The sequence below is a fragment of the Micromonospora echinaurantiaca genome, assembly GCF_900090235.1.
Classification (GTDB): domain Bacteria; phylum Actinomycetota; class Actinomycetes; order Mycobacteriales; family Micromonosporaceae; genus Micromonospora; species Micromonospora echinaurantiaca.
Genome location: NZ_LT607750.1, coordinates 1,666,874 through 1,687,139, shown reverse-complemented (window position 1 = coordinate 1,687,139; position 20,266 = coordinate 1,666,874). Strand labels below are relative to the sequence as shown.

The window sequence follows — 20,266 nt, the reverse complement described above, 5'->3', positions numbered from 1 at the left end:
TGTCCGAGCCACCAGTAGGGAGACGTACCGATGATCGAATCCCCACCCCGGCGGACCGTCGCGGCCCGACCCGCGCCCGGACGGACGGTGGTCGGCCTGGTGGCCGCCCTCGTCCTCCTGGCCGCGACGGCGGCGGTCCCGCCGACCGGCCCCGCCGCCGCGGCTCGACCCGCGTCGTCGACGTCGGTCTTCCGGACGATGCCGACCGATCCGACGGCGGTCGTCCTCGGCAGCGAGCAGTTCCCGGTGCACCGTGACGGCATCGGCGACGACACGGCCTCGCTGCAGGCGGCGATCGACGAGGCGTCCCGCCGCGGCGGGCAGAACTGGTTGGGCAACATCGTCGGCGGGGCACGGGACGTGACCGTCGGCGACGGCGGCGGTGTGGTCTTCGTGCCGGAGGGCCGCTACCGCCTCTCCCGACGGGTGGACCTGCACGCCTCGGTACGCGTGATCGGTTTCGGAGCCACCCGGCCCGAGTTCCACCTCGGCGAATCGACCCCGGGCTTCCAGGACGGCACCGAGTCCTTCCTGTTCACGGCCGTGCGCCGGCCCTACCAGCCCGGCACGGCCCGCACCTTCGGCAACAACGACACCTTCGGCACCGGCCTGGTCAACCTCGACATCCGCATTGGCGCGGGCAACCCGGCGGCCGTGGCGGTCCGGTTCAGCGGTGCCCAGATGTTCCTCCTGCAGGACCTCGACATCCATGTCGGGGACGGCTATGCCGGCATCGACCACAACGCCAACCTGATCCAGCGGGTCAAGGTTTACGGCGGTCGGTTCGGCATGTTGGCCTACGCCGCCTCACCGGGCTGGCAGACGACCGTGCTCGACACCACGTTCGAGGGACAACGCGACGCGGCCGTCAAGCTGCACACCGACAGCAAGTTGAGCCTGATTCGCAACCGCATCGCCCACACGCCCGCCGGCATCGTCGCCACCCCCGGCCAGACACAGCGGCTCTACGTGCAGGATTCCGTCTTCGAGGACATCGCCGGGGCCGCGATCACACTCAACGACAGTGACTCCGTCCCGGCACCCGAGGAGCCGGAGCTGGTTCGTGCCCAGAACCAGCTCAACGTCGTCCAGACCGGAGTGGCCGGGGTGGGTGCCCTCCTCACCACCGCCCCGAGTGGACGCACCTGGGCCGGCCCCGGCCCGTCCTACCTGGTGCAGGACGCCACGCTCGGGCTGCGCGTCAGCGACGCGCTCGGTGACGGCGAGCGGCGCAGCGACCAGGTGCTGGTCTCGGCGACACCGGCCGCACCGGCGAGCTTCCACCGGTTGCTGCGCTCCGACGTCCCCCTGCCGCCGCCGAGCGACGACTGGGTCAACCTGGCCGAGTTCGCGGCCGCGCGGGGCGTCACGGTGGGCAGCGGCACCAGCGACGACCACGCCATCTTCCAGCAGGCGATCGACCAGCACGACACCGTGTACGTGCCGATGGGCGAATACCTCATCGGGGACACGCTGCGGCTGCGACCGCAGAGCAACCTGATCGGCCTGCACCCGCGCCAGACGTGGCTCACCTTGCCGGACGGTCACGCGGCGTTCGGCGACCCGGACCGTCCCCGGCCGATGATCCAGACCCCGCCCGGCGGCACCAACCAGGTCGTCGGTCTCGGCCTGGACTCGGCGCGGCAGACCGCGGGCTCCGTGCACGCGCTCTGGCAGTCCGGGGCGCACAGCCACCTCGCCGACATCGCTACCCAGTTCGTGAAGTGGGCTCCGGAGGAGACCGACCCCGACGGCCCGGGCGCGGGCGACCCCGGCTACCAGTACCGGGGCCGGCACAAGTACAGCTTCTGGGTCAAGGGCGGCGGCGGGACCTTCGTCAACATCTGGAGCGTGGCCGGCTGGGCGGACAACGGGTTCCTGGTCGAGGACACCGCCGTCCGGGGCCGCATGTACGAGGTGTCGGTGGAGCACCACGAGCACCGCGAGGTCGTGCTGCGCCGGGTGCGCAACTGGGAGCTGCACGCTCTGCAGACCGAGGACCACATCTACGGGTGGCGCTCCCAGGCGGTCGAACTGGACGACGTCCACGACGTGCTCTTCGCCAACACGGTGTTCTTCCGGGTGGCGACGGTCCTCGGGCCCTACCCGTACGCGATGGGCATCCGCGACAGCAGCGGGATCGTGATCCGCGGCACCCGGGGTTACCGCCCCACCAACGTGGCGAACACCAGGTGGGGGGCCACCATCGCCGACGTGGCCACCGGACGCACGGTGCCGGAGCTGGACGTCGCATACCTGGCAGTCGGTTCGGCGAACGAGTCGCCCATCCCGGTTGGACTGTACGTCGGGCTGGACGACTCCCGGATCACCGTCCTACCCGGCCGGTCGGGCACCGCAGTGCTGCGGGTCCGCAACGACGGTCCCGGTCCGGTCACCGGACTCGCGGTCCGCACCGAGGCGCCCGTTGGCTGGCAGACGCGGATTCGGCAGGACGTCGAGCGGCTGCCCGACGGGCAGGCGGCCACCGCCACGATCGAGGTGCAAGTGCCCGCCGGCGCGGAGCAGGACGGGCAGATCCCGCTGACGGTCTCGTACACGCGGGGCGGGCACCGACTGGAGGTACCGCTGACCCTGCAGGTCCGTACGGGCGGAGACAACCTCGCTCGGGACGCCGTCGTGACGGCCAGTTCGGTGCTCTCCACCAACGTCGCGCTCAACGCGGTGGATGGCAACCGGACCGGCGCCCGGTGGATCTCCGGATCCGGCGACCCGTCGCCGACCCTGACCCTCGACCTCGGCCGGCCCGCGGCGCTGTCCCGGCTCGCCCTCTACAGCGGCGTGGCCGGTTCCGACGCGCTGCGGGTGCGGGCCTTCCGGGTGGAGGTCCTGGTCGAGGGGACCTGGCGGCCGGTCGGGTCGGTCGAGCAGAACATCGCCAGCCCGGCGAACGTCGACCTGAGTGGGGCACCGGCGGGGGTCGAGCAGGTCCGCGTCGTGTTCACCGAGCCCAGTCCCACCGACGGTCTGGCAAGGGTCTTCGAAGTCGAGGTCTACGGCCTCCGCTGACCGTTGCTTGGCACGTGCCTCCCGCGTCACCGGCCACCTCCGGCTTGAGCGCGCCACATCGAACTTTCCCCCGAACATCGAAAAGTTTCCTTGAATCGATGGAAAGTGCTAGTGTCTGCGATCGATCTTTCGCGTAGCGAGATCGTAGTGACTGGTCGTGGGGGAGAAAGTGGCACGGCTTCTTCCCTACCGGGAGGAGGAACCATGACCACACCGAACCGACGGCGACGACGCCGTCCGATCCTCACCGCGGCAGCCGCCGCCCTGGCGACCCTGCTCGCCGCGATCCCCACCCCGGCGACGGCCGCACCCGTCGCCGCCGACGTCCCGCCGCAGGAGCCCGGCGTCACCCTCCGCTCGTACGACATGGGCGCCCCGCTGTCGGCGCTGTGCACCCTCAAGGCCGCGCAGACCCCGAACGTCGACAAGCTCATGCCGCAGATCAACTGGACCACCACTGACGAGTTCGGCCTCGCCGACCGCTTCATCAGCCATGTCACCGGCAACCTCACCGTGCCCGCCGACGGTGCCTACACGTTCCGGCTGACCAGCGACGACGGGTCGCGCCTGACCATCGGCGACCAACTCGTCGTCGACCACGACGGTCTGCACGGCGAGACCTCGAAGGACGGGTCGGTCACCCTGAGCGCCGGCCTGCACCCGTTGTTCGTCGAGTTCTTCGAGAACGGTGGCGGTCAGGTGCTGCGGCTCGAGTGGCGCGTCCCCGGCGCCGACGACTTCGAGCTGGTGCCGACCACCGCGCTGAGCACCGACGCCGGCGTCGTACGCGTCACCGCACCCGGATGGAAGTACTGCGAGGGCGCCACCGACTCGGCCGGCGACGGCCTGCCGCTCGACCGGGTGCACCCGGGCTACACCCTCACCGACCTGCGTCCCGACGGGTTCCAGCCGCAGGTCACCGGCTTGGCCTTCCGGCCCGACGGCGACCTGGTCGTCTCCACCTGGGGCGGCACCGACAACGCCACCGGCGAGGTCTACGTGGTCGAGGGCGCCACCGGGACCACCGGACCCGACCAGGTGACCTACCGCAGGTTCGCGCAGGGGCTGCGGGAACCCCAGGGCGTGGCGGTGGTCGACGGCACCGTCTACGTCAGCCAGAAGCACGAGCTGACGGCCCTGCGCGACACCGACGGTGACGGCGACGCGGACGAGCACCGGACCGTGGCGACCTGGCCCTGGGGCCGCAACTTCCACGAGTTCGCGTTCGGCCTGCTCTACCGGGACGGGTACTTCTACCTCAATCTCTCCGTCGCCATCAACTACGGTGGCGCCACCACCGTGCCCCAGCCGGCCCCGAACCGCGGCACCTCGATCAAGGTGAACGCCCGGACCGGCGAGATCACGTACGTCGCCGGTGGGCTGCGTACCCCGAACGGGATCGGCTGGGGGCCGGCGGGCGAGGTCCTCGTCACCGACAACCAGGGTGGCTGGCTACCCGCGTCGAAGCTGGTCCAGATCAGGCAGGGGGCGTTCTACAACCACTACACGACGCCCGCCGGCCCGTTCGACGACGAGGCGGTGACGCGCCCGGTCGTCTGGCTCCCGCAGAACGAGATCGCCAACTCGCCGTCCACGCCGGTGCTGCTGAAGCAGGGGCCGTACGCGGGGCAACTGGTCGTCGGCGACGTCACCTACGGGGGTCTGCAGCGCGTCTTCCTGGAGCAGGTCGAGGGCCAGTACCAGGGCGCGGTGTTCCGGCACACGCAGGGCCTGGAGTCGGGCATCAACGAGGTGACCCTCGGCCCCGACGGCGCGCTCTACGTGGGCGGCCTCGGCGCCGGCGGCAACTGGGGCCAGGAGGGCAAACTCACGTACGGCCTGCAGAAGCTCACCCCCAACGGCACCTCGGTCTTCGAGGTCAAGCGGATGCGCGCCTCGCACGTCGGGTTCGAGCTGGAGTACACCGAGCCGCTGTCGGCCGAGACCGCGCAGCGGCTCGCCGACGCGTACCAGGTGACGCAGTGGCGCTACGGCGCGACGAGCCAGTACGGCGGTCCGAAGCTCGACCTGGAGACCCTCGACGTGGCCCGGGCCGAGCTGTCGGCCGACCGTCGCACCGTGAAGCTCCGGATCCCGGGTCTGAAGGAAAACCGCGTGGTGCACCTCCGCTCGCCGCGTCCGTTCTCCTCCGCCGACGGGGAGGAGCTGTGGAACACTGAGGCCTGGTACACGCTCAATGAGATCCCGGGTCGGGTGGTGCAGCCGCAGACGTTCTTCGAGGCCGAGGAGGGTCGTACCGTCGGCGTCGGGATGGCCACCGACCACGCCGCCTACTCCGGCGCCGGCTTCGCCGCCGGATTCGCCCAGGACGGCTCGTCGACCCGCATCTCCGTCGACGTACCCGAGAGCGGCACGTACGACCTGTCGATGCGCTACAGCAACGGCCCGAACCCCTACTCCGGTGAGAAGCAGCTCAGCCTGTACGTCAACGGTGAACGGGTGGAGCAGACGGTCTTCCCCTCCACGGTGACCTGGGAGGAGTGGGGCACGGTCACCACGACGGTGCGGCTGCGCGAGGGCCGCAACCTGGTCGAGTACCGCAAGGAGGCCGCGGACTCCGGGCACGTGAACCTCGACGTGCTCGCCGTCCGGCCGCACGGGCAGCGGATCACGCTGTTCGGCGGTGGCGACCTCACCGAGTGGCAGCACACCGACGGGCGCGAACCCGAGTGGGCCGTCGACGACGGCGCGATGACGGTACGCAACGGAGACCTGCGCACGGTGCAGGCCTTCGGCGACTTCCGTTTGCACGTGGAGTTCAACCTGCCGCTGTACCCGCCGGACGTGACCGGCCAGGCGCGCGCCAACAGCGGCGTGTACCTGCAGGACCGCTACGAGATCCAGGTGCTGGACTCCTTCGGCATCGACCCGCCGCAGGTCAACGACGCCGCGGCGATCTACAACCAGAAGGCCCCGGACGTGAACGCGGCACTGCGGCCGGAGACCTGGCAGACGTACGACATCGTCTACCGGCAGGCCCGCTACGACGCGGCCGGCCGCAAGGTCGCCAACCCGCGCGTCACCGTGGTCTGGAACGGCGTCACCGTGCACGACGACGTCGAGATCCTCGGCCCCACCGGCGGCAGCCGCCCTGAGGGGCCGGCGGCGGGCGCCATCCGGTTGCAGGACCACGGCAACCCGGTCCAGTACCGCAACATCTGGATCGAGCCGCTCGACCGGTAGTTCCGCCACCGGAACGCGGACGGCCGGGACCGGTTCGCCGGCCCGGCCGTCCGGGTGTGGCACGCCACCGCCGCACCGGCCCGGGGGTTGTGGGCGGAAACCTTCGATCGCTTTACGGCGGGACGTAGACATCTTTCATGTGCATCGATGTTTCGCTATATTGCCCGCATCGATGATCTCCTCGACTCTCCCCTGAGAGGTGCACATGTTCGATGACTCCGCGTTGCGGCGGCGCACCCTGCTGGCGGCCCTCGCCGGCGTCGCGGCCGTCCCCGTCCTCGGGGGTCCCGCCCGGGCCGCCGTACCCAAGGTCTACATCGACCCGGGCCACGGCGGCACCGACCCCGGGGCGGTCGGCAACGGGTTGCAGGAGAAGGCCCTGACGCTCGACATCTCCCTGCAACTGCGCAGCATCCTGCTGGCCAACTGGAGCGTCGACGTCCGCATGTCCCGGACCACCGACATCACCCGCAGCCTGGCCTACCGCACCGACGACGCCAACGCCTGGGGCGCTGACCTCTTCGTGAGTGTGCACATCAACTCCGGGGGCGGCACCGGCTTCGAGAGCTACCGGTACCCGACGACGGACGCGGCCACCATCAACCTGCACAACGCGTTGCACCCGAGGGTGATCGCCGGCATGCGGTCGATCGGTTCGGTCACCGACCGGGGGCTGAAGACCGCCAACTTCCACGTGCTGCGCGAGACGACCATGCCCGCGGTGCTCACCGAGAACCTCTTCATCGACACCCTGGCCGACGCGAACCTGCTCAAACGGGCCGACTTCATCACCGCCACCGCCCAAGGGCACGCGCAGGGCATCGCCAGCTACCTGGGGCTGAGCACCACCAACCCGCCCGCCTTCAGCGTCATCGTGGACAACGCCACCGCGGGACGGTTCACGGCGAGCACCAACTGGGGCACGTCGTCCTACTCCAGCCAGCGCTACGGGGCCGACTACCGCTTCGCCAACCCCACCCTCGCCAGCGACGCCGCCTGGTTCAAGGTCGACATCCCGGCGGCCGGGAACTACCGGATCGAGGTACGGCACCCGGCCGACCCGGGCTACAACGGCTCGGCCCCGCACGTCGTCGTCACCGCCTCCGGCAACCAGACGGTCAACCTGGACCAGCGCTCCAACGGTGGCGTCTGGCGCTCGCTCGGCACCTTCCCGCTCGCCGCCGGTGACCGCAACCTGGTCGCGGTGAGCCGGTGGACCAGCGCCGCCGGCTACGTCGTGGCCGACGCCGTCCGGGTCACCCGAGTCTAGGCCCGTCAGGCCCCAACGCAGCGACGACCCTCCGGTTGCCGTCGTCCGTCGCGATGCACCAGGCGACAGCTCGTCGACGGCAACCGGTGGGTACGGCTCGGCGCGCCGGCGACCGGCCACGCCAGCACCACCCGCGCTGGACGCCCGAGATCCCGGCCGGCCCGGACGCCATCTGTACCGGCGCTGTAGCTGCCCTTGGAGGTGCCGTCCGTACCTTCTCGCCATGATCAGCATTGCCCGGACCGCCCGGGCGGTCGCGGTGGTCTGGCGGGCCGGTCGGGCCAACCTGGCGGTGTACGTCGTGCTCGCGCCGATCGCCGGCGCCCTTCCGGTGCTGGCGGCCTGGCTCACCAAGCTCGTCCTGGACCGGGTCACGGACGCCGCCGGCGGCCCGATCCTCGGGGTGGCGATCGCGCTGGCGGCGGTCTCCGTCGGCCTCGCGCTGGTGCCGCACCTGACGAACTACCTGCGGGCGGACCTCGGGCGCTCGGCCGCCGTCGTGGCGCTCGACCAGTTGTACGCGGCGACCGACCGCCTCGGCGGGTTGCGCCGGCTGGAGGATCCGGCGTTCCAGAACACGCTCCGGCTGGCCGAGCAGGCCGGACGGGACGGCCCGAGCCGCTGCGTCGACAGCCTGCTCGGCCTGGTGCAGAACGCGGTGCTGCTGACCGGCTTCCTCAGCACCCTCGTGGTGATCAACCCGGTGATGGCCGTGCTGGTGGCGGCCGGCGGCGTGCCGGCGCTGGTCGCCGAACTCCGGCTGAGCCGGCGACGGGCGAACATGCTGTGGGAGATCGGGCCGGGCGAGCGGCGGGAGGTGTTCTACGCGAGCCTGCTGACCAGCCTGTCCGCCGCCAAGGAGGTACGTCTGCTGCGGCTGGGCGGGCTGTTCCGGCGCCGGATGCTCGCCGAGTTGAGCACCGCGAACGCCGCCCGTCGGGCCCACGAGCGCCGGGAGGTACGCGTCCAGGCGCTGCTCGCGGCACTGAGCGCGGCGCTGTCCGGGGGCGGCCTGGTGTGGGCGGTGGCCACCGCCCGATCCGGCGGGCTCACCGTGGGCGACGTGGCCGTCTTCATCGCCGCCGTCGCCGGGGTGCAGAGCAGCCTGGCCACCATGATCGACCACCTCGCCGGCATCCACCAGGCGATGCTGCTCCTCGCGCACTACGAGCAGATCGTCACCTGCCCACCAGATCTCCCGGAGCCGGCCCGGCCGCTGCCGGTGCCGCCACTGAAGCGGGGCATCGAGTTGCGCGACGTGTGGTTCCGCTACGGCCCGGACCACCCGTGGGTGCTGCGCGGTGTGGACCTGTTCATCCCGGCTGGGCAGGCGGTCGCCCTGGTCGGCCACAACGGCGCCGGCAAGAGCACCCTGGTCAAGCTGCTGTGCCGGTTCTACGACCCGACCCGGGGCGCGATCCTGTGGGACGGCGTCGACCTCCGCGAGCTGTCCGTGCAGGATCTGCGGGCCCGGATCGGCGCGGTGTTCCAGGACTACATGACGTACGACCTCACGGCCGCGGAGAACATCTGGCTCGGCGACGTCGACCCGGCCGGCCCGGACCACGTACGCGCCGAGGACGCCACCCGGATCGCCGACGCCGCCCGGCGGGCCGGCATCCACCAGGTGATCGAGGACCTGCCTCGGGGGTACGACACGATGCTGTCCCGGGTGTTCGAACTGGACGGCGACCCGGCCGATGCCGGGGTGCTGCTCTCCGGCGGGCAGTGGCAGCGGATGGCGATCGCCCGCTCGGTGCTGCCCGCGGCGCGGGACCTGCTCATCCTCGACGAGCCGAGCGCCGGCCTGGACGCCGAGGCCGAGCGCGACATCCAGCTCCGGCTGCGCCGGCACCGGGCCGACCGGACCAGTGTCCTGATCTCGCACCGGCTGGGTACGCTGCGCGACGCCGATCTGATCGTGGCGCTGTCGGACGGACGGATCGTCGAGGCGGGCCGGCACGAGGACCTGCTGGCGGCCGACGGCACCTACGCCGCCCTGTTCCGGATGCAGGCGGCGGGCTACGCCCCCACGGAGGCGGGCCCTGCCCGGACGGACGCGGGCTACCTGCCGGCCGAGGTGGGCACGCCGGCGGACTGATCCGCGCGGGCCAGGAACGTTTCGAGCACGCCGTCCCGCCGGCCCGGCAGGTCGGCGAAGATCCGGTTGGCCTGCCGCGCGTAGCCGTCGGCCGCGGCGCGCTCGCCGCGGCGTTCCCGCACCCGGCCGAGCTGCCGCAGCGCGGCCGCCTCGCCGTACCGGTCGCCGACCGCCCGGGCCAGGCTCAGCGCCTCCTCCCCGTCACGGTGGGCCAGCGCCACGTCACCGATCCGAAGGTGCACCTCCGAGCGGCTGAGCAGCGCCTCCCACTCGTCCTCCCGGTTGCCGGTCCGCCGGCACAGCCGAAGGCCGGCGGTGAGTGCCCTCAGCGCGTCCGGGTGCCGCCCGAGTTGGCTGTGCGTCCGGCCCAGAGCGACCAGCGTCATCGCCTCGCCGACGGCGTCGTCGTGCTCGCGCCGCATCACCAGGCAGCGGGTGAGGTGTTCGCCGGCCGCCGGGAAGTTGCCCAGCTCGAACTCGATCTCGGCGAGGTTGTGCAGCGCCATCGCCAGCCACACCGGGTTCGCGGTGGCGAGCAGCCGGACCGCCGCCCGGACGAGGTCAGCCGCCCGGCGTGCGGAGCCCGTACGGTGGTGGAACCAGCCGAGGTTCTGCAGCGCCCGCCCCTCGCCTTCGCGATCGCCCAGCCGGCGCCACAACTCCAGCGCCGACTCCAGCGCCCCGCACGCGGCCTCCAGGGATCCGGCACGCCAGTGCAGGGTCGCCCGCAGCGCGAGCACCGTGGCCCGGGCGGCACCGTCGTCGGTGCGCGTCGCCGCCTGCTCGCAGACGGCGACCAGGGCGTCGGCCTCCGCCCACCGGTTGCGCTTCTGCAGCCACCCGGCCACCGACGGGATCGCCTCCACACACAGCCGGCTCAACCGGGGGGCCGCGTCGCAGGCCTGGCGTGCGGCCGCGATGATCCCGGCCAGCTCGGCGTCGACCCAGCGTACGGCGTCGTCGACGGTGGCCAGCTCGACGACGGTGGGCCCGGTGGCGAGTTCGGCCGCCCGCTGCGGACGCAACAGCTGGCCGGCGCGCAGCACCGTGGTCAGGTACGCGGACAGCCCGCGGAGTGCCGCCCGTTCGCGCTCCGCGGCCGGATCGGTCTCCTCGGCCAGCTCCGCACCGTAGAGCCGGAGGAGGTCGTGGAACCGGAACCGGGTCGGCCCGACCGCGTCCAGCAGGTGCGTCTCGGTGAGCCGGTCCAGCAGCGTCAGCGCACGGCGTTCCGGGACACCGATGGTGACCGCGGCGAGCGGCGCCGGTATCTCCGGCACCCGCAGCAGCGACAGCGACCGGAAGGCGGCCGCCGCCGTGCGGTCGTCCGGATCGGCGCTGTCGAGCAGCTGCCGGTAGGTGTTCCAGAAGCTGGACCGGATGGCGAGGTCGTCCGCGCGCAGTTCGTCGAGGCGTTCCCGCTCGTTGTCCAACCGGTCCGCGAGCACCGCGACGGACCAGTCGGGGCGGGCCGCGAGCCGGGCCCCGGCGATGCGCAACGCCAGCGGGTGACCGTCGCACAGCATCGCCAGGCGGTCCGCCGCGGCGGGGTCGGCCGCTCCCCGCCCGTCGCCGCAGAGGGTGTCGAGGAGCTGGCGCGCCTCGGCGTCGCTGAGCCGGTCCAGCCGGAGCCGGACCGCGTCGAGGGTGCCCGTCGGCCGGCGGCTGGTGATGAGGACCGCGCAGTCCCGGCCAGCCGGGAGCAGCGGCCGGATCTGCTGCGCGCCGGCCGCGCCGTCCAGGACGATGAGCAGCCTCCGGGCAGCGGTCTCCGACCGGAACCGCGCGGCCGCCTCGGCCAGTTCGAGCGGAACGTCCCGGGCCGGCACGCCGAGCGCGCGCAGCAGCCGACCGAGCGCCGACAGCGGTTCGACACTGGCCATGCCCGGTGCCCCGCCCTGCAGTTCGAGGTAGAGCTGCCCGTCGGGATAGTGGCGCGCGAGCCGGTGCGCGGCGCGTACCGCCAGGGTGGTCTTGCCCATCCCGCCCGGACCGTGCAGCACGACCACCGCCGGGCCGGTCCGCGACCCGTTCGTGGCCGTGCAGGCCCGCTCGATGGCCTGGAGTTCGTCGACCCGGCCGACGAAGGCCGCGGCGTCCGGCGGCAGCTGACGCGGCGGTTCGGCTGGGCCGGGCGGGTCATTCGGCGCGGCAGCCGGTCGCGGGCCGACCGGTTCCGCAGCGGCGTCGGGCGTGGACAGTTCGGGTGCCCGTCGCAGGATGGCCTGGTGCAGCCGGGTCAGGTCCGTGCCGGGTTCGAGGCCGAGCTGATCGGCGAGGACCGCACGGGTCTCCGCGTACGCCGCGAGGGCCGCCGGCGCGTCGCCGGACCGGTACAGCGCCAGCATGAGCTGGTGGCGCAGCCGCTCCCGGTACGGGTGGGCGGTGATCAGCAGCCGCAGCTCGCCGGTCACCGAGGCGTGCTCGCCGAGCGCGAGACGCGCCTGGATCAGGTCCTCGACCAGCGACAGGTGCTGCTCCTCGAGCAGGGTGATCCGGGCATCGAGTTCCGGCCCGGGGCGTACGTCCTCGGCCGGTCGGCCCCGCCACAGGTCCAGCGCCTCCCGGAGGTGCGCCGTGGCGCCGGCGTGATCGCCGCGGGCGAGGGCCGTGCGGCCGCGCTCGACCGCGGCCTGGAAGCGGTGCAGGTCCAGCTCTTCCGGCTCGATCCGCAGCTGGTATCCGGCGACGCCGGCGGTCAACCGGTCGCCGCCGCCGGGCGGGGCGTCCAGCTCGCTCAGCAACCGGCGCAGCCCGCTGGCGTAGGTGCGCAGGTTCGCCACGGCCGAGTGGGGCGGCTGGTCCCACAGCTCGCCGACGAGGCGGTCCAGCGACACCCGCTCGTTGGCCGACAGCAACAGGGCGGCCAGCATCGCCCGCTGCTTCTGCGGGCCGACCGGGACAGCGCGACCGGCGGCGATGATCCGGAGTGGACCGAGCAGCTGGAATCGCAGGCTCAAGGCACCTCGGCTCTGGTCGGGACCACCACGGCCAGCACCCTGGGAACGAGGTACGAGGGCCCGCAACGCTTGGCGCGTAACGGTTGTATCCGCGCTGTAGGTCGCCGTGTAGGAGGTCCACCTATCGTCCACCATCAGTCTAGATCACGATTGGAGGGACACATGACCCGTCGCGTCGGCGCACTGGCGGACCGGTTCTTGGCACTGATGCTGCCCAAGACCACCGCGTCGGCCGTCTGCCAGCCGTCCTGCACCAACACCCCGATGTGCTGCCGGTTCACCTACACCCGGTTCAAGTGGCGCACCTGCAACAGCTGGTGCGAGTGCTGGTGGGGTTCGGACTGCTGAGCAACGCCCGTGAGAGCGTCGCGGCCGGGTGAGCCCCCGGCCGCGACGCGCTGGTGCCCATTCCCGTCAGGAGCGAACCCATGCCCGTAGTCGTCGCCGCCCTCGTCGTCCTCGCCGTCCTCGCGCTGCTGAACCTGTTACTCACCTTCGGCGTCATCCGGAAACTGCGCGAGCACACCCAGGAGCTGGCCCGCGCCCGCCCACCGGTGACCCTCCCGGTCGGCGCGCAGGTGCCGGACTTCACCGCCCCGACCGCCGGCGGGGACGTGGTGTCCATCGCCTCGCTGCGTGCCTCCGGCGGCCTGGTGGCGTTCCTCGCCCCCGACTGTTCCGGATGCCAGGAGCAACTTCCCGCGGCGCGGTCGGCGCTCGCCGAAGCGCTCGACTCCCCGATGGCCGTGCTCGTCGTGCTCACCCGGCTGCGCCCGGCGCCGGAGCGCGAGGACAGCGAGCGCGCCGAGCTGGTGACGGCGTTGGGCGTGCTCGACAGTCGGGCGGCGATCGTCCACGAGCCGCTCGACGGGGCGCTCCAGTCGGCCTTCCAGGTCGCCGCGTTCCCCGCGTTCTACCTGGTCGACACGGACGGCCGGGTGGCGGGCGTCAGCAACAACGCCAGCCAGCTACCCGACCTGTCCCCGAGGCGCGACGTCGTGCCCGCCGCGGGATGAGCCCAGCGCGGCCCGCAGCCGTCGGATGACCACGCCCCGCACCAGCTCCGGCGGGAGCGCGCCGAAGGCCCGCGAGTCGAGACTGTGCCGCGGCGCGTCACCGAGGACGTAGATCTGCCCTGCCGGCAGCGCCGCCACCCGCTTGACCATCAACTGGGTGGCGGCGTCGACGTCACCCGCCTTGATCCTGATGCCGGGTGGCGGCAGGCAGACGACGACGGCACCGACCCGCAGCCGCCGGCGGAATCCCCGCCGGAGCACGAGGAGCTGGTCACCCTCCCGGTACGTCGGGGTCATGCTGTCGCCGTTGACCCCGACCACCTGGAGCAGGGCACGGGCAACCAGCACGGCGACCCCGAGCGCCACGACGCAGCCGACGGCGAGCAACAGAACGGATCGATCCACCGCACCACGGTAGCGGAGCGACAGCGGGGGCAGGACCGGCCGATGGGTGACTGCCCGTGCCGCGTGGACGCCGCCGACCCGCGCCAGCCGGTGCCGGATCCGGTGGCCTCGCCCGCCGCCGGCGAGCGATGAGAGGAGACCCAGACGCATGTCGTACCTGTTCGTGTTCAGCCGGTGTCTGCTCGCGCTGGTCTTCCTGGCGTCGGCCGCCAGCAAACTCCGCGGGCGGCGTGCGTTCGGGGCGTTCGCCGACTCGCTGCGGGCCATGGATCTGCTGCCGGCGCGGCTGGTCGTCCCGGTAGCGGGGGCGGTGACGGTCGCCGAGGCGGCGGTGCCCCTGCTGCTGGTGCCGCTCCCCGCCGCCGCGGTGGCCACTGCCGGGTTCGCGGTGGCGACGGCGCTGTCGGCGGCGTTCACGGTGGCGGTCGCGGTGGTCCTGCACCGTGGGGTGGCGGTGTCCTGCCGGTGCTTCGGGGAAGCCGCGGCGGCGCCGTTCGGTCGGCGCCATCTCGTGCGCAACGTGGTGCTGACGGTCGCCGCCGGGATCGGCGCGTACGCCTCGCTCGGCGACCCGGGGGTGACGGTCGGGACGGCGGTACTGGCCGTTCCGCTGGGCCTGGTGGGCGCGCTGGTCGTCGTCCGCCTCGACGATCTCGCCGCCCTGTTCCTGCCCGTCGCCGCGCCACCCGGCGCGGCCGATCGGGGCGCCTCCCGCCGGGGCGGCCGGACATCCTCGTGATCCCCGTCCTCGGCAGCGCCCGCTGAACCAGCCGGGCCGGCGCCGGCCGAACCGGCCGCGGCCCGGCTCAGCCCGGTGGTCTCCTAGAGTCGGTGACCGTGCTGTACGGCAGATCCACGGAAATCGGCGAACTCGACGAGGTGATCGCACGGGCGCGCGCCGGCATCGGCGGTGCGGTGGTGTTGCGGGGCGAGGCGGGCGTGGGCAAGACGGTCCTGCTCGAGGCGGCGGCCGCACGCGGCGGCGCGATGCGCCTGCTGCGGACCACCGGCGTCAAGGCCGAGTCCGACCTCGCGTTCGCAGCGCTGCACCAGGTGCTGTGGCCGGTGACCGGCTCGCTCGACGCGCTGCCCGAACCCCAGCGCGACGCTGTGCGGGCGGCACTGGGGCTCGCCGCCGGCACCGCGGGTGATCGGTACCTGCTGGGCGCGGGCGTGCTCTCGCTGCTGGCCGAAGCCGCCGCGCCGGACGGGTTGATCTGCGTGGTCGACGACTTCCAGTGGGTCGACCGGGCATCGGCCGACGCACTGCTGTTCGCCGCCAGGCGGCTGCGGACCGAAAAGATCGCGATGCTGTTCGCCGTGCGGGGCGACGCCCCCGTCAAGGGTGCGCCGGTGACGGTGGACGTACGTGGCCTGCCCGCAGCCGCGGCGGTCGAGATGCTGGCGTCCCGCTGGGCGGTGTCGCCAGGTGTGGCGCGGGAACTCGTCACGCTGACCGGCGCGAACCCGCTCGCGTTGGGTGAGATCGCCGCCCGCCTGACGCCCGCGCAGCTCGCCGGCCGCGAACCGCTGCCCGACCCACTGCCCGGTGGTGTCCGGCTGTTCGGCGATCGGGTGGCCGCGTTGTCCGCCGCTGCCCGGCTGTTCGCTCTGGTCGCCGCCCTGGAGGCCGGCCTCGACCTGGTGCTGCGCGCCGCCGACCGGATGTCCGCCCGGCGCGCCGCACGGCCCGGAGACGACCCGAGGGCGGGGACGGGGCGGGCAGCGCTGGCCGAGCTGGAGGAGGCCGGGCTGGTCGAGCTCTCGGGCACCCGCGTGCACTTCCGCCATCCGCTCATCCGGTCGGCGGTGTACGAGGCGGTCAGCCCCGCCGAGATCCGCCGGGCGCACGCCGTACTGGCGGAGCTCACCGACGGTGACCGCCGCGCCTGGCACCTGGCCGGCGCCGCCCTGGGCCAGGACGAGCGGGTCGCCGCCGAACTGGTGGCCGCCGCGGAGCGGGCGCGCGACCGCGGTGGGTACGGCACCGCCGCCACCGCCCTGGCCCGGGCCGCCGAGCTGACCCCCGAGCCGTACGCCCGTGCCACCCGCCTGAAGGACGCCGCCGTCGCGGCCTGGCTCGGTGGCCGTCCGGGGCAGGCGGAGTCGCTGCTGGCCGAGGCCCGCGACCTGGCCGGCGCGGATGCCGGCCTCGTCATGGAGATCGCCCAGGTCCGGGGGCGGTTCGAGCTGAACTCCGGCAACGCCGCCGAGGCCGTGCGGATCCTGGCGGCCGGCGACAGCCTGGACATGCTGGCCGATGCCGCCGAGGCCGCCTCGTACGTCGGCGACACGGCGGCCATCATCGAGCTCGGTCGCCGGGCGGCCGCGCATCCCGCCGGATTCCTGCGGGACACGGTGGCCGGGATCGGCCTGACGCTGGGCGGCGACGCTGCCGGGCCGAGCCTGTTGCGGCGGGCGCTGGCCCGTGTCGACGAGCTGCGGGAGGCGGCGGAGTACCTGTGGGCGGCGGCTGCGGCCAGCCAACTGGGTGAGTCGGATCTGGCGGCCGAGATGGCCGACCGGGCAGGTCGGGTGGGCCGGGTTTCGGGGATGACCGGGCAGTTGCCGGTCGTACTGGAGTTCGTCGCGACGGCTGAGCGCCTGGCGGGGCGGCTGACGAGCAGCCAGGCTGTTTCCGAGGAGGGCCTGGAACTGGCCCGCGAGGCCGGTTACGAGAACACCGTGGCCGCGCACCTGGCCAACCTCGCGGTGCTGGCGGCGCTGCGCGGCGACGAGGAGACCTGCGAACGGCAGGCCCGCGAGGCGCTGGCCATCGCCGTACCGCATCGGGTGGGTCTGCGGGCCGGGGTCGCCGCGTACGCGCTGGCGCTGCTCGACCTGTGCCTGGGACGCCACGCGGCGGCCCACGACCGTTTCACGGCCCTCGCCGCGGCGGGACCGGGCGTCGGGCATCCCGTCGTGACGTGGCGGACGGCGCCGGATCGCGTGGAGGCCGCCGTGGGCGCGGGGGACGACGCGGGTGCGCGGGCGGCGCTGGCGGCGTACCAGCGGGCGTCGGCGCACGCCGCGACGCCCGAGTCGCACGCCCTGCTGGCCCGCTGCCGGGGTCTGGTCGAGTCGTCCGAGGACGCCTTCGCCGAGGCGTTGCGGCTGCACACCAACTCGTTCGAGGCGGCCAGGACGGCGCTGCTGCTGGGTGAGCGGCTGCGCCGGGCGCAGCGGCCGGGCGAGGCGCGGGCGCACCTGCGAATGGCGTGGGAGACGTTCGAGCGGGCGGGCGCGCGGCCCTGGGCGAGGCGCGCACAGGGTGAGCTGCGGGCGGCGGGCGAGAGCGGGCAGGCCCCACCGCCGGCCGTGCTCGACGCCCTGACCCCGCAGGAGCTGCGTATCGCCGGCCTGGTCGCCGACGGGTTGTCGAGCAGGCAGATCGCCGCCCAGCTCATCCTGAGCCCGCGCACGGTCGAGTACCACCTGTACAAGATCTATCCGAAGCTGGGCATCGGCTCCCGTACGGAACTGGCGCGACTAGTAGTTCTACAGAAGGCGCCGGTAACGGAAGAGGACATGCTCTGAGGCATGCATGAGGTGAACATCTGGAGTGAAGAGTTCGGCGCCGCGACGGATGAGCCGATCCTGTTGATCATGGGGTCGATGTCCCAGGGCATCCTGTGGCCGGACGAGTTCGTCGGCCGCCTGGTCGCCGGGGGTCGCCGGGTGATCCGGTACGACCACCGCGACACCGGCCGGTCGGACACGGTCGACTTCGCGGCGGAGCCGTACACCTGGGACGACATCAAGGACGACGTCTACCGCGTGCTGGACGCCCACGGCCTGGAGAGCGCGCACCTGGTCTGCCACTCGGCGGGCGGCCTCCTCGGCCAGTTCGTCGCCGTGGAGCGACCCGAGCGGGTGCGCTCGCTGACTGTCATCGGCTCCTCACCGCTCGGCGGCGGCGAGGGTCAGGTGATCATGCGAGCGCTGATGGGACAACCGCAGCCCGAGGGGAGCCTGCCCGAGCCGGCGCCGGAGTTCGTCGCCTTCTACCGCACGCTGATGGCCGCCCCGCCGCCGGAGGACCGGCGCGCCCGGATCGACGGCATGATCGCCGAGCAGCGCCTGCTGCACGGCACCGGGCTGCCGTTCGACGAGGACGCGGCGCGGCTCCTGCAGGAACGGATCTACGACCGGGCCCGGGACCTGTCGGCGGTGACCAACCACCGGCTGGCGGCCATGGCCAAGCCCGACTTCGAGCCGGTGGGCGTGCTGCACCAGGTGAAGGCGCCCACACTGGTCATCGAGGGCAGCCACGAGCCGGCCAAGCCGGGCCACAGCGCGATGATCGCCGAGCAGATTCCGGGGGCGCGGCTGATGATCGTGGCGGGCATGGGCCACACGTTGCCGCCGGAGGTGCACGAGGAACTGGCCGCCGCCGTCCTCGCGCACACGGCCCGGTAACGGCGGCCGGGCGGTCCGGCCGGAAGGAGGCGACTCCGGCCGGGCCGTCGGCTGCGGGGAGCCGCCGAGGTCAGGGGGCCTTGGCCAGCAGGAACGCCTGATCGTCCCGCTCCGTGCCCTGGGCACGGCGGACCAGGCGACACACCTCCCGCAGCCCTGCGGCCACAAGCCGCGGTGCGACCTGGTCGGTCGTGACGAGGTAGCGCTCGAGCTGGATCTCGTGGCCGAACCGGCGGTACGCCGCGGACACGTCGCGGGCACCTTCGCCGGACTGGAACCCGACGAGCAGGTGGCCACCCGGGCGGAGCACCCGGGCGGCCTCCGCGAAGATGCGCGCCTGGCCGGCGGGCGGCGTGTGGATGGTCGAGTACCACAGCAGCACGCCGGCGAACCGGTCGTCCGGATAGGGGAGGTCGGTCAGGGAGCCGACGGTGAACACCAGGTCGGGGTGATCGCGCCGGGCCATGGCGACCATGCTCGACGACAGGTCGACCCCCTCCACCAGACACCCGCGCTCGGCGAGGTACCGGCTCATCCGCCCCGCGCCGCATCCGGCGTCGAGGACCCGCGCGTCGCCACCGGACGCCACCGCCGCCGCGAAGGCGTCGACCATGGCGAGGTCGAGTGGCGCCTCGGCGCGGGTGTCCGGGAGGTACGAGGCGTAGTCCTCCGCCACTGTGTCGTAGGCGAGTTGCACGCCGCGGTAGTCGAGCGGATCTGAAGGCGAGGAAGGCACGAGCCGCATCATCGCACCCGCACGTTCGCCGTGCCGGCGGCGAATGCGCCGCCGGACCGCGCCATCCGCGCCGACCGGTAGCAGCGAGGTGGCGTTGGCGACCTCCGGCAGCGCGGGGCGACCCGGTTCACCCGCGGCGGGTGCCGGTGACCGTGGTGCGGGGCAGGCGGCCCGCGCGGGAGTAGCCGGTGAAGGTGCCCCCGTCCACGACCACGTCGAAGTCGAGGTTGAGGCGCATCGGACGGGTCACCGCCTGCCGCCACGTCACCCGGGGGCCGTCGCAGACGAGTGCGGCCAGCGGCACCGTCTCCGCCGTCGTCGACGCGGTGCCGGCGAGCACGCCGCCGGTGTCACTGAAGACATACTCGGCGCGCAGTGTGCCGATCGGGGTCTTCAGGCTGACGTCCCAGGTGCCGAGGATGGGGTGCAAGACAGCTCCCGTCAGATGGTGATGGGCGTGCGGCCGGCGTTGCGCCAGACGATGCCGCGCCGCTCGTACTCGAAGAGGGTTTCGACGGCGTGCGCGACCCGCGGGCCGAACTCGCGCTCCAGGATGTGCAGCCCGAGGTCCAGGCCGGAGGTGACGCCGCCCGCGCTGATGAGGTCGCCGTCGTCGACGACCCGGGCCGGCACCGCGTGTACGCCCGTCGCGTCGAGCACGTCCATGCCGAGCGCGTGGGTCACCGCGTGGCGTCCCTCGATCAGGCCGGCCATGGCCAGGGCGAGCGATCCGCCGCAGACGGCCGCGACGGTCACCTCGGGGTTGCGCAGGGCGGCGAGCAGCAGCGGTGCCGCCGCCGACTCGGCGAACCGCGCCAGCAGCACGGGAATCGTCACCGCGCCCTGGTCGGGGTCGCCGGTCGTGGGCCCGCTGGCACCGGGTACCACGACATAGCCCGGCCGGTCGGGGTCCAGCTTCGCGGTCGCCCGCAGCGTCAAGCCTCGGGTGCCGCTGACCACCTCCCGTACGCCCTCCGCGGCGACGAGTTCCACCGCCAGGGCCCCGCCAGCCGCGTCGCTTCCGGCCGAGAGGACCTCGAAGGGCGCGATGACATCGAGTGGGTCGAACCCGTCGTACAACACGATCTGCACCATCACGCCGTCGATCCTCGGGCTCGCCGGGCGGCG

General features: G+C 73.1%; 14 protein-coding genes. 9 read left to right on the top strand and 5 right to left on the bottom strand.

Annotated elements, in window-relative coordinates:
* The first annotated feature begins 30 nt into the window (after nucleotides 1-30).
* From GA0070609_RS07715 to GA0070609_RS07700, 4 genes are all read left to right on the top strand, one after another.
* On the top strand, nucleotides 31-3,027 hold the full coding sequence (locus tag GA0070609_RS07715) for a glycosyl hydrolase family 28-related protein (RefSeq protein ID WP_157748079.1): 2,997 nt from the start codon (nucleotides 31-33) through the stop codon (nucleotides 3,025-3,027).
* A gap of 204 nt (nucleotides 3,028-3,231) precedes the next feature.
* Complete coding sequence (locus GA0070609_RS07710) at nucleotides 3,232-6,231, top strand: family 16 glycoside hydrolase (RefSeq protein WP_088993174.1); 3,000 nt, start codon at nucleotides 3,232-3,234, stop codon at nucleotides 6,229-6,231.
* Nucleotides 6,232-6,436: 205 nt separating this feature from the next.
* The gene (locus GA0070609_RS07705; RefSeq protein WP_088993173.1) at nucleotides 6,437-7,501 is read left to right on the top strand and encodes a golvesin C-terminal-like domain-containing protein; all 1,065 of its coding nucleotides are present in this window, start codon (nucleotides 6,437-6,439) and stop codon (nucleotides 7,499-7,501) included.
* Nucleotides 7,502-7,724: 223 nt separating this feature from the next.
* Nucleotides 7,725-9,602, top strand: coding sequence for an ABC transporter ATP-binding protein (locus tag GA0070609_RS07700; RefSeq protein WP_088993172.1), 1,878 nt, complete (start codon nucleotides 7,725-7,727; stop codon nucleotides 9,600-9,602).
* On the opposite strand, the gene GA0070609_RS07695 is transcribed toward GA0070609_RS07700, so the two are convergent.
* Nucleotides 9,566-12,562: an AfsR/SARP family transcriptional regulator gene (locus GA0070609_RS07695; protein ID WP_172899305.1), complete on the bottom strand. Its 2,997-nt coding sequence runs from the start codon at nucleotides 12,560-12,562 to the stop codon at nucleotides 9,566-9,568. The two genes, GA0070609_RS07700 and GA0070609_RS07695, sit on opposite strands and share 37 nt — an antisense overlap.
* A gap of 162 nt (nucleotides 12,563-12,724) precedes the next feature.
* Between GA0070609_RS07695 and GA0070609_RS07690 the strand changes: the two genes are divergently transcribed.
* Entirely contained in the window at nucleotides 12,725-12,910 is a 186-nt protein-coding gene (locus GA0070609_RS07690) for a hypothetical protein (protein WP_088993170.1), read from the top strand.
* Between the two features lie 80 nt (nucleotides 12,911-12,990).
* The gene (locus GA0070609_RS07685; protein ID WP_088993169.1) at nucleotides 12,991-13,578 is read left to right on the top strand and encodes a peroxiredoxin family protein; all 588 of its coding nucleotides are present in this window, start codon (nucleotides 12,991-12,993) and stop codon (nucleotides 13,576-13,578) included.
* On the opposite strand, the gene GA0070609_RS07680 is transcribed toward GA0070609_RS07685, so the two are convergent.
* Nucleotides 13,531-13,983: a S26 family signal peptidase gene (locus GA0070609_RS07680; protein ID WP_231928574.1), complete on the bottom strand. Its 453-nt coding sequence runs from the start codon at nucleotides 13,981-13,983 to the stop codon at nucleotides 13,531-13,533. The two genes, GA0070609_RS07685 and GA0070609_RS07680, sit on opposite strands and share 48 nt — an antisense overlap.
* Before the next feature lie 148 nt (nucleotides 13,984-14,131).
* Between GA0070609_RS07680 and GA0070609_RS07675 the strand changes: the two genes are divergently transcribed.
* From GA0070609_RS07675 to GA0070609_RS07665, 3 genes are all read left to right on the top strand, one after another.
* Entirely contained in the window at nucleotides 14,132-14,722 is a 591-nt protein-coding gene (locus tag GA0070609_RS07675) for a MauE/DoxX family redox-associated membrane protein (protein ID WP_088993168.1), read from the top strand.
* A 98-nt stretch (nucleotides 14,723-14,820) separates the two neighbouring features.
* On the top strand, nucleotides 14,821-17,520 hold the full coding sequence (locus GA0070609_RS07670) for a helix-turn-helix transcriptional regulator (protein ID WP_088997558.1): 2,700 nt from the start codon (nucleotides 14,821-14,823) through the stop codon (nucleotides 17,518-17,520).
* A 3-nt stretch (nucleotides 17,521-17,523) separates the two neighbouring features.
* Nucleotides 17,524-18,402 carry an alpha/beta fold hydrolase gene (locus tag GA0070609_RS07665; RefSeq protein ID WP_088993167.1) on the top strand — a complete coding sequence of 293 codons (879 nt, stop codon included), beginning with the start codon at nucleotides 17,524-17,526 and terminating at the stop codon, nucleotides 18,400-18,402.
* Between the two features lie 70 nt (nucleotides 18,403-18,472).
* Here GA0070609_RS07665 and GA0070609_RS07660 read toward each other — a convergent pair whose 3' ends face one another.
* The 3 genes from GA0070609_RS07660 to GA0070609_RS07650 all read right to left on the bottom strand — a co-directional run bounded on the left by GA0070609_RS07660 (nucleotide 18,473) and on the right by GA0070609_RS07650 (nucleotide 20,233).
* On the bottom strand, nucleotides 18,473-19,138 hold the full coding sequence (locus GA0070609_RS07660) for a class I SAM-dependent methyltransferase (RefSeq protein WP_231928573.1): 666 nt from the start codon (nucleotides 19,136-19,138) through the stop codon (nucleotides 18,473-18,475).
* 127 nt (nucleotides 19,139-19,265) lie between these two features.
* Nucleotides 19,266-19,568, bottom strand: a complete 303-nt coding sequence (locus GA0070609_RS07655) for a hypothetical protein (protein WP_088993165.1) — start codon at nucleotides 19,566-19,568, stop codon at nucleotides 19,266-19,268.
* Nucleotides 19,569-19,579: 11 nt separating this feature from the next.
* On the bottom strand, nucleotides 19,580-20,233 hold the full coding sequence (locus tag GA0070609_RS07650) for a DJ-1/PfpI family protein (RefSeq protein ID WP_197700324.1): 654 nt from the start codon (nucleotides 20,231-20,233) through the stop codon (nucleotides 19,580-19,582).
* Between the last annotated feature and the right edge of the window lie 33 nt (nucleotides 20,234-20,266).

Excerpts from the sequence above, each read along its gene's own strand:
- GA0070609_RS07715 (WP_157748079.1), top strand. The coding sequence starts at position 31 with ATGATCGAATCCCCACCCCGGCGGACCGTCGCGGCCCGACCCGCGCCC.
- GA0070609_RS07710 (WP_088993174.1), top strand. The coding sequence starts at position 3,232 with ATGACCACACCGAACCGACGGCGACGACGCCGTCCGATCCTCACCGCG.
- GA0070609_RS07705 (WP_088993173.1), top strand. The coding sequence starts at position 6,437 with ATGTTCGATGACTCCGCGTTGCGGCGGCGCACCCTGCTGGCGGCCCTC.
- GA0070609_RS07700 (WP_088993172.1), top strand. The coding sequence starts at position 7,725 with ATGATCAGCATTGCCCGGACCGCCCGGGCGGTCGCGGTGGTCTGGCGG.
- GA0070609_RS07690 (WP_088993170.1), top strand. The coding sequence starts at position 12,725 with ATGACCCGTCGCGTCGGCGCACTGGCGGACCGGTTCTTGGCACTGATG.
- GA0070609_RS07685 (WP_088993169.1), top strand. The coding sequence starts at position 12,991 with ATGCCCGTAGTCGTCGCCGCCCTCGTCGTCCTCGCCGTCCTCGCGCTG.
- GA0070609_RS07675 (WP_088993168.1), top strand. The coding sequence starts at position 14,132 with ATGTCGTACCTGTTCGTGTTCAGCCGGTGTCTGCTCGCGCTGGTCTTC.
- GA0070609_RS07665 (WP_088993167.1), top strand. The coding sequence starts at position 17,524 with ATGCATGAGGTGAACATCTGGAGTGAAGAGTTCGGCGCCGCGACGGAT.
- GA0070609_RS07650 (WP_197700324.1), bottom strand. The coding sequence starts at position 20,233 with ATGGTGCAGATCGTGTTGTACGACGGGTTCGACCCACTCGATGTCATC.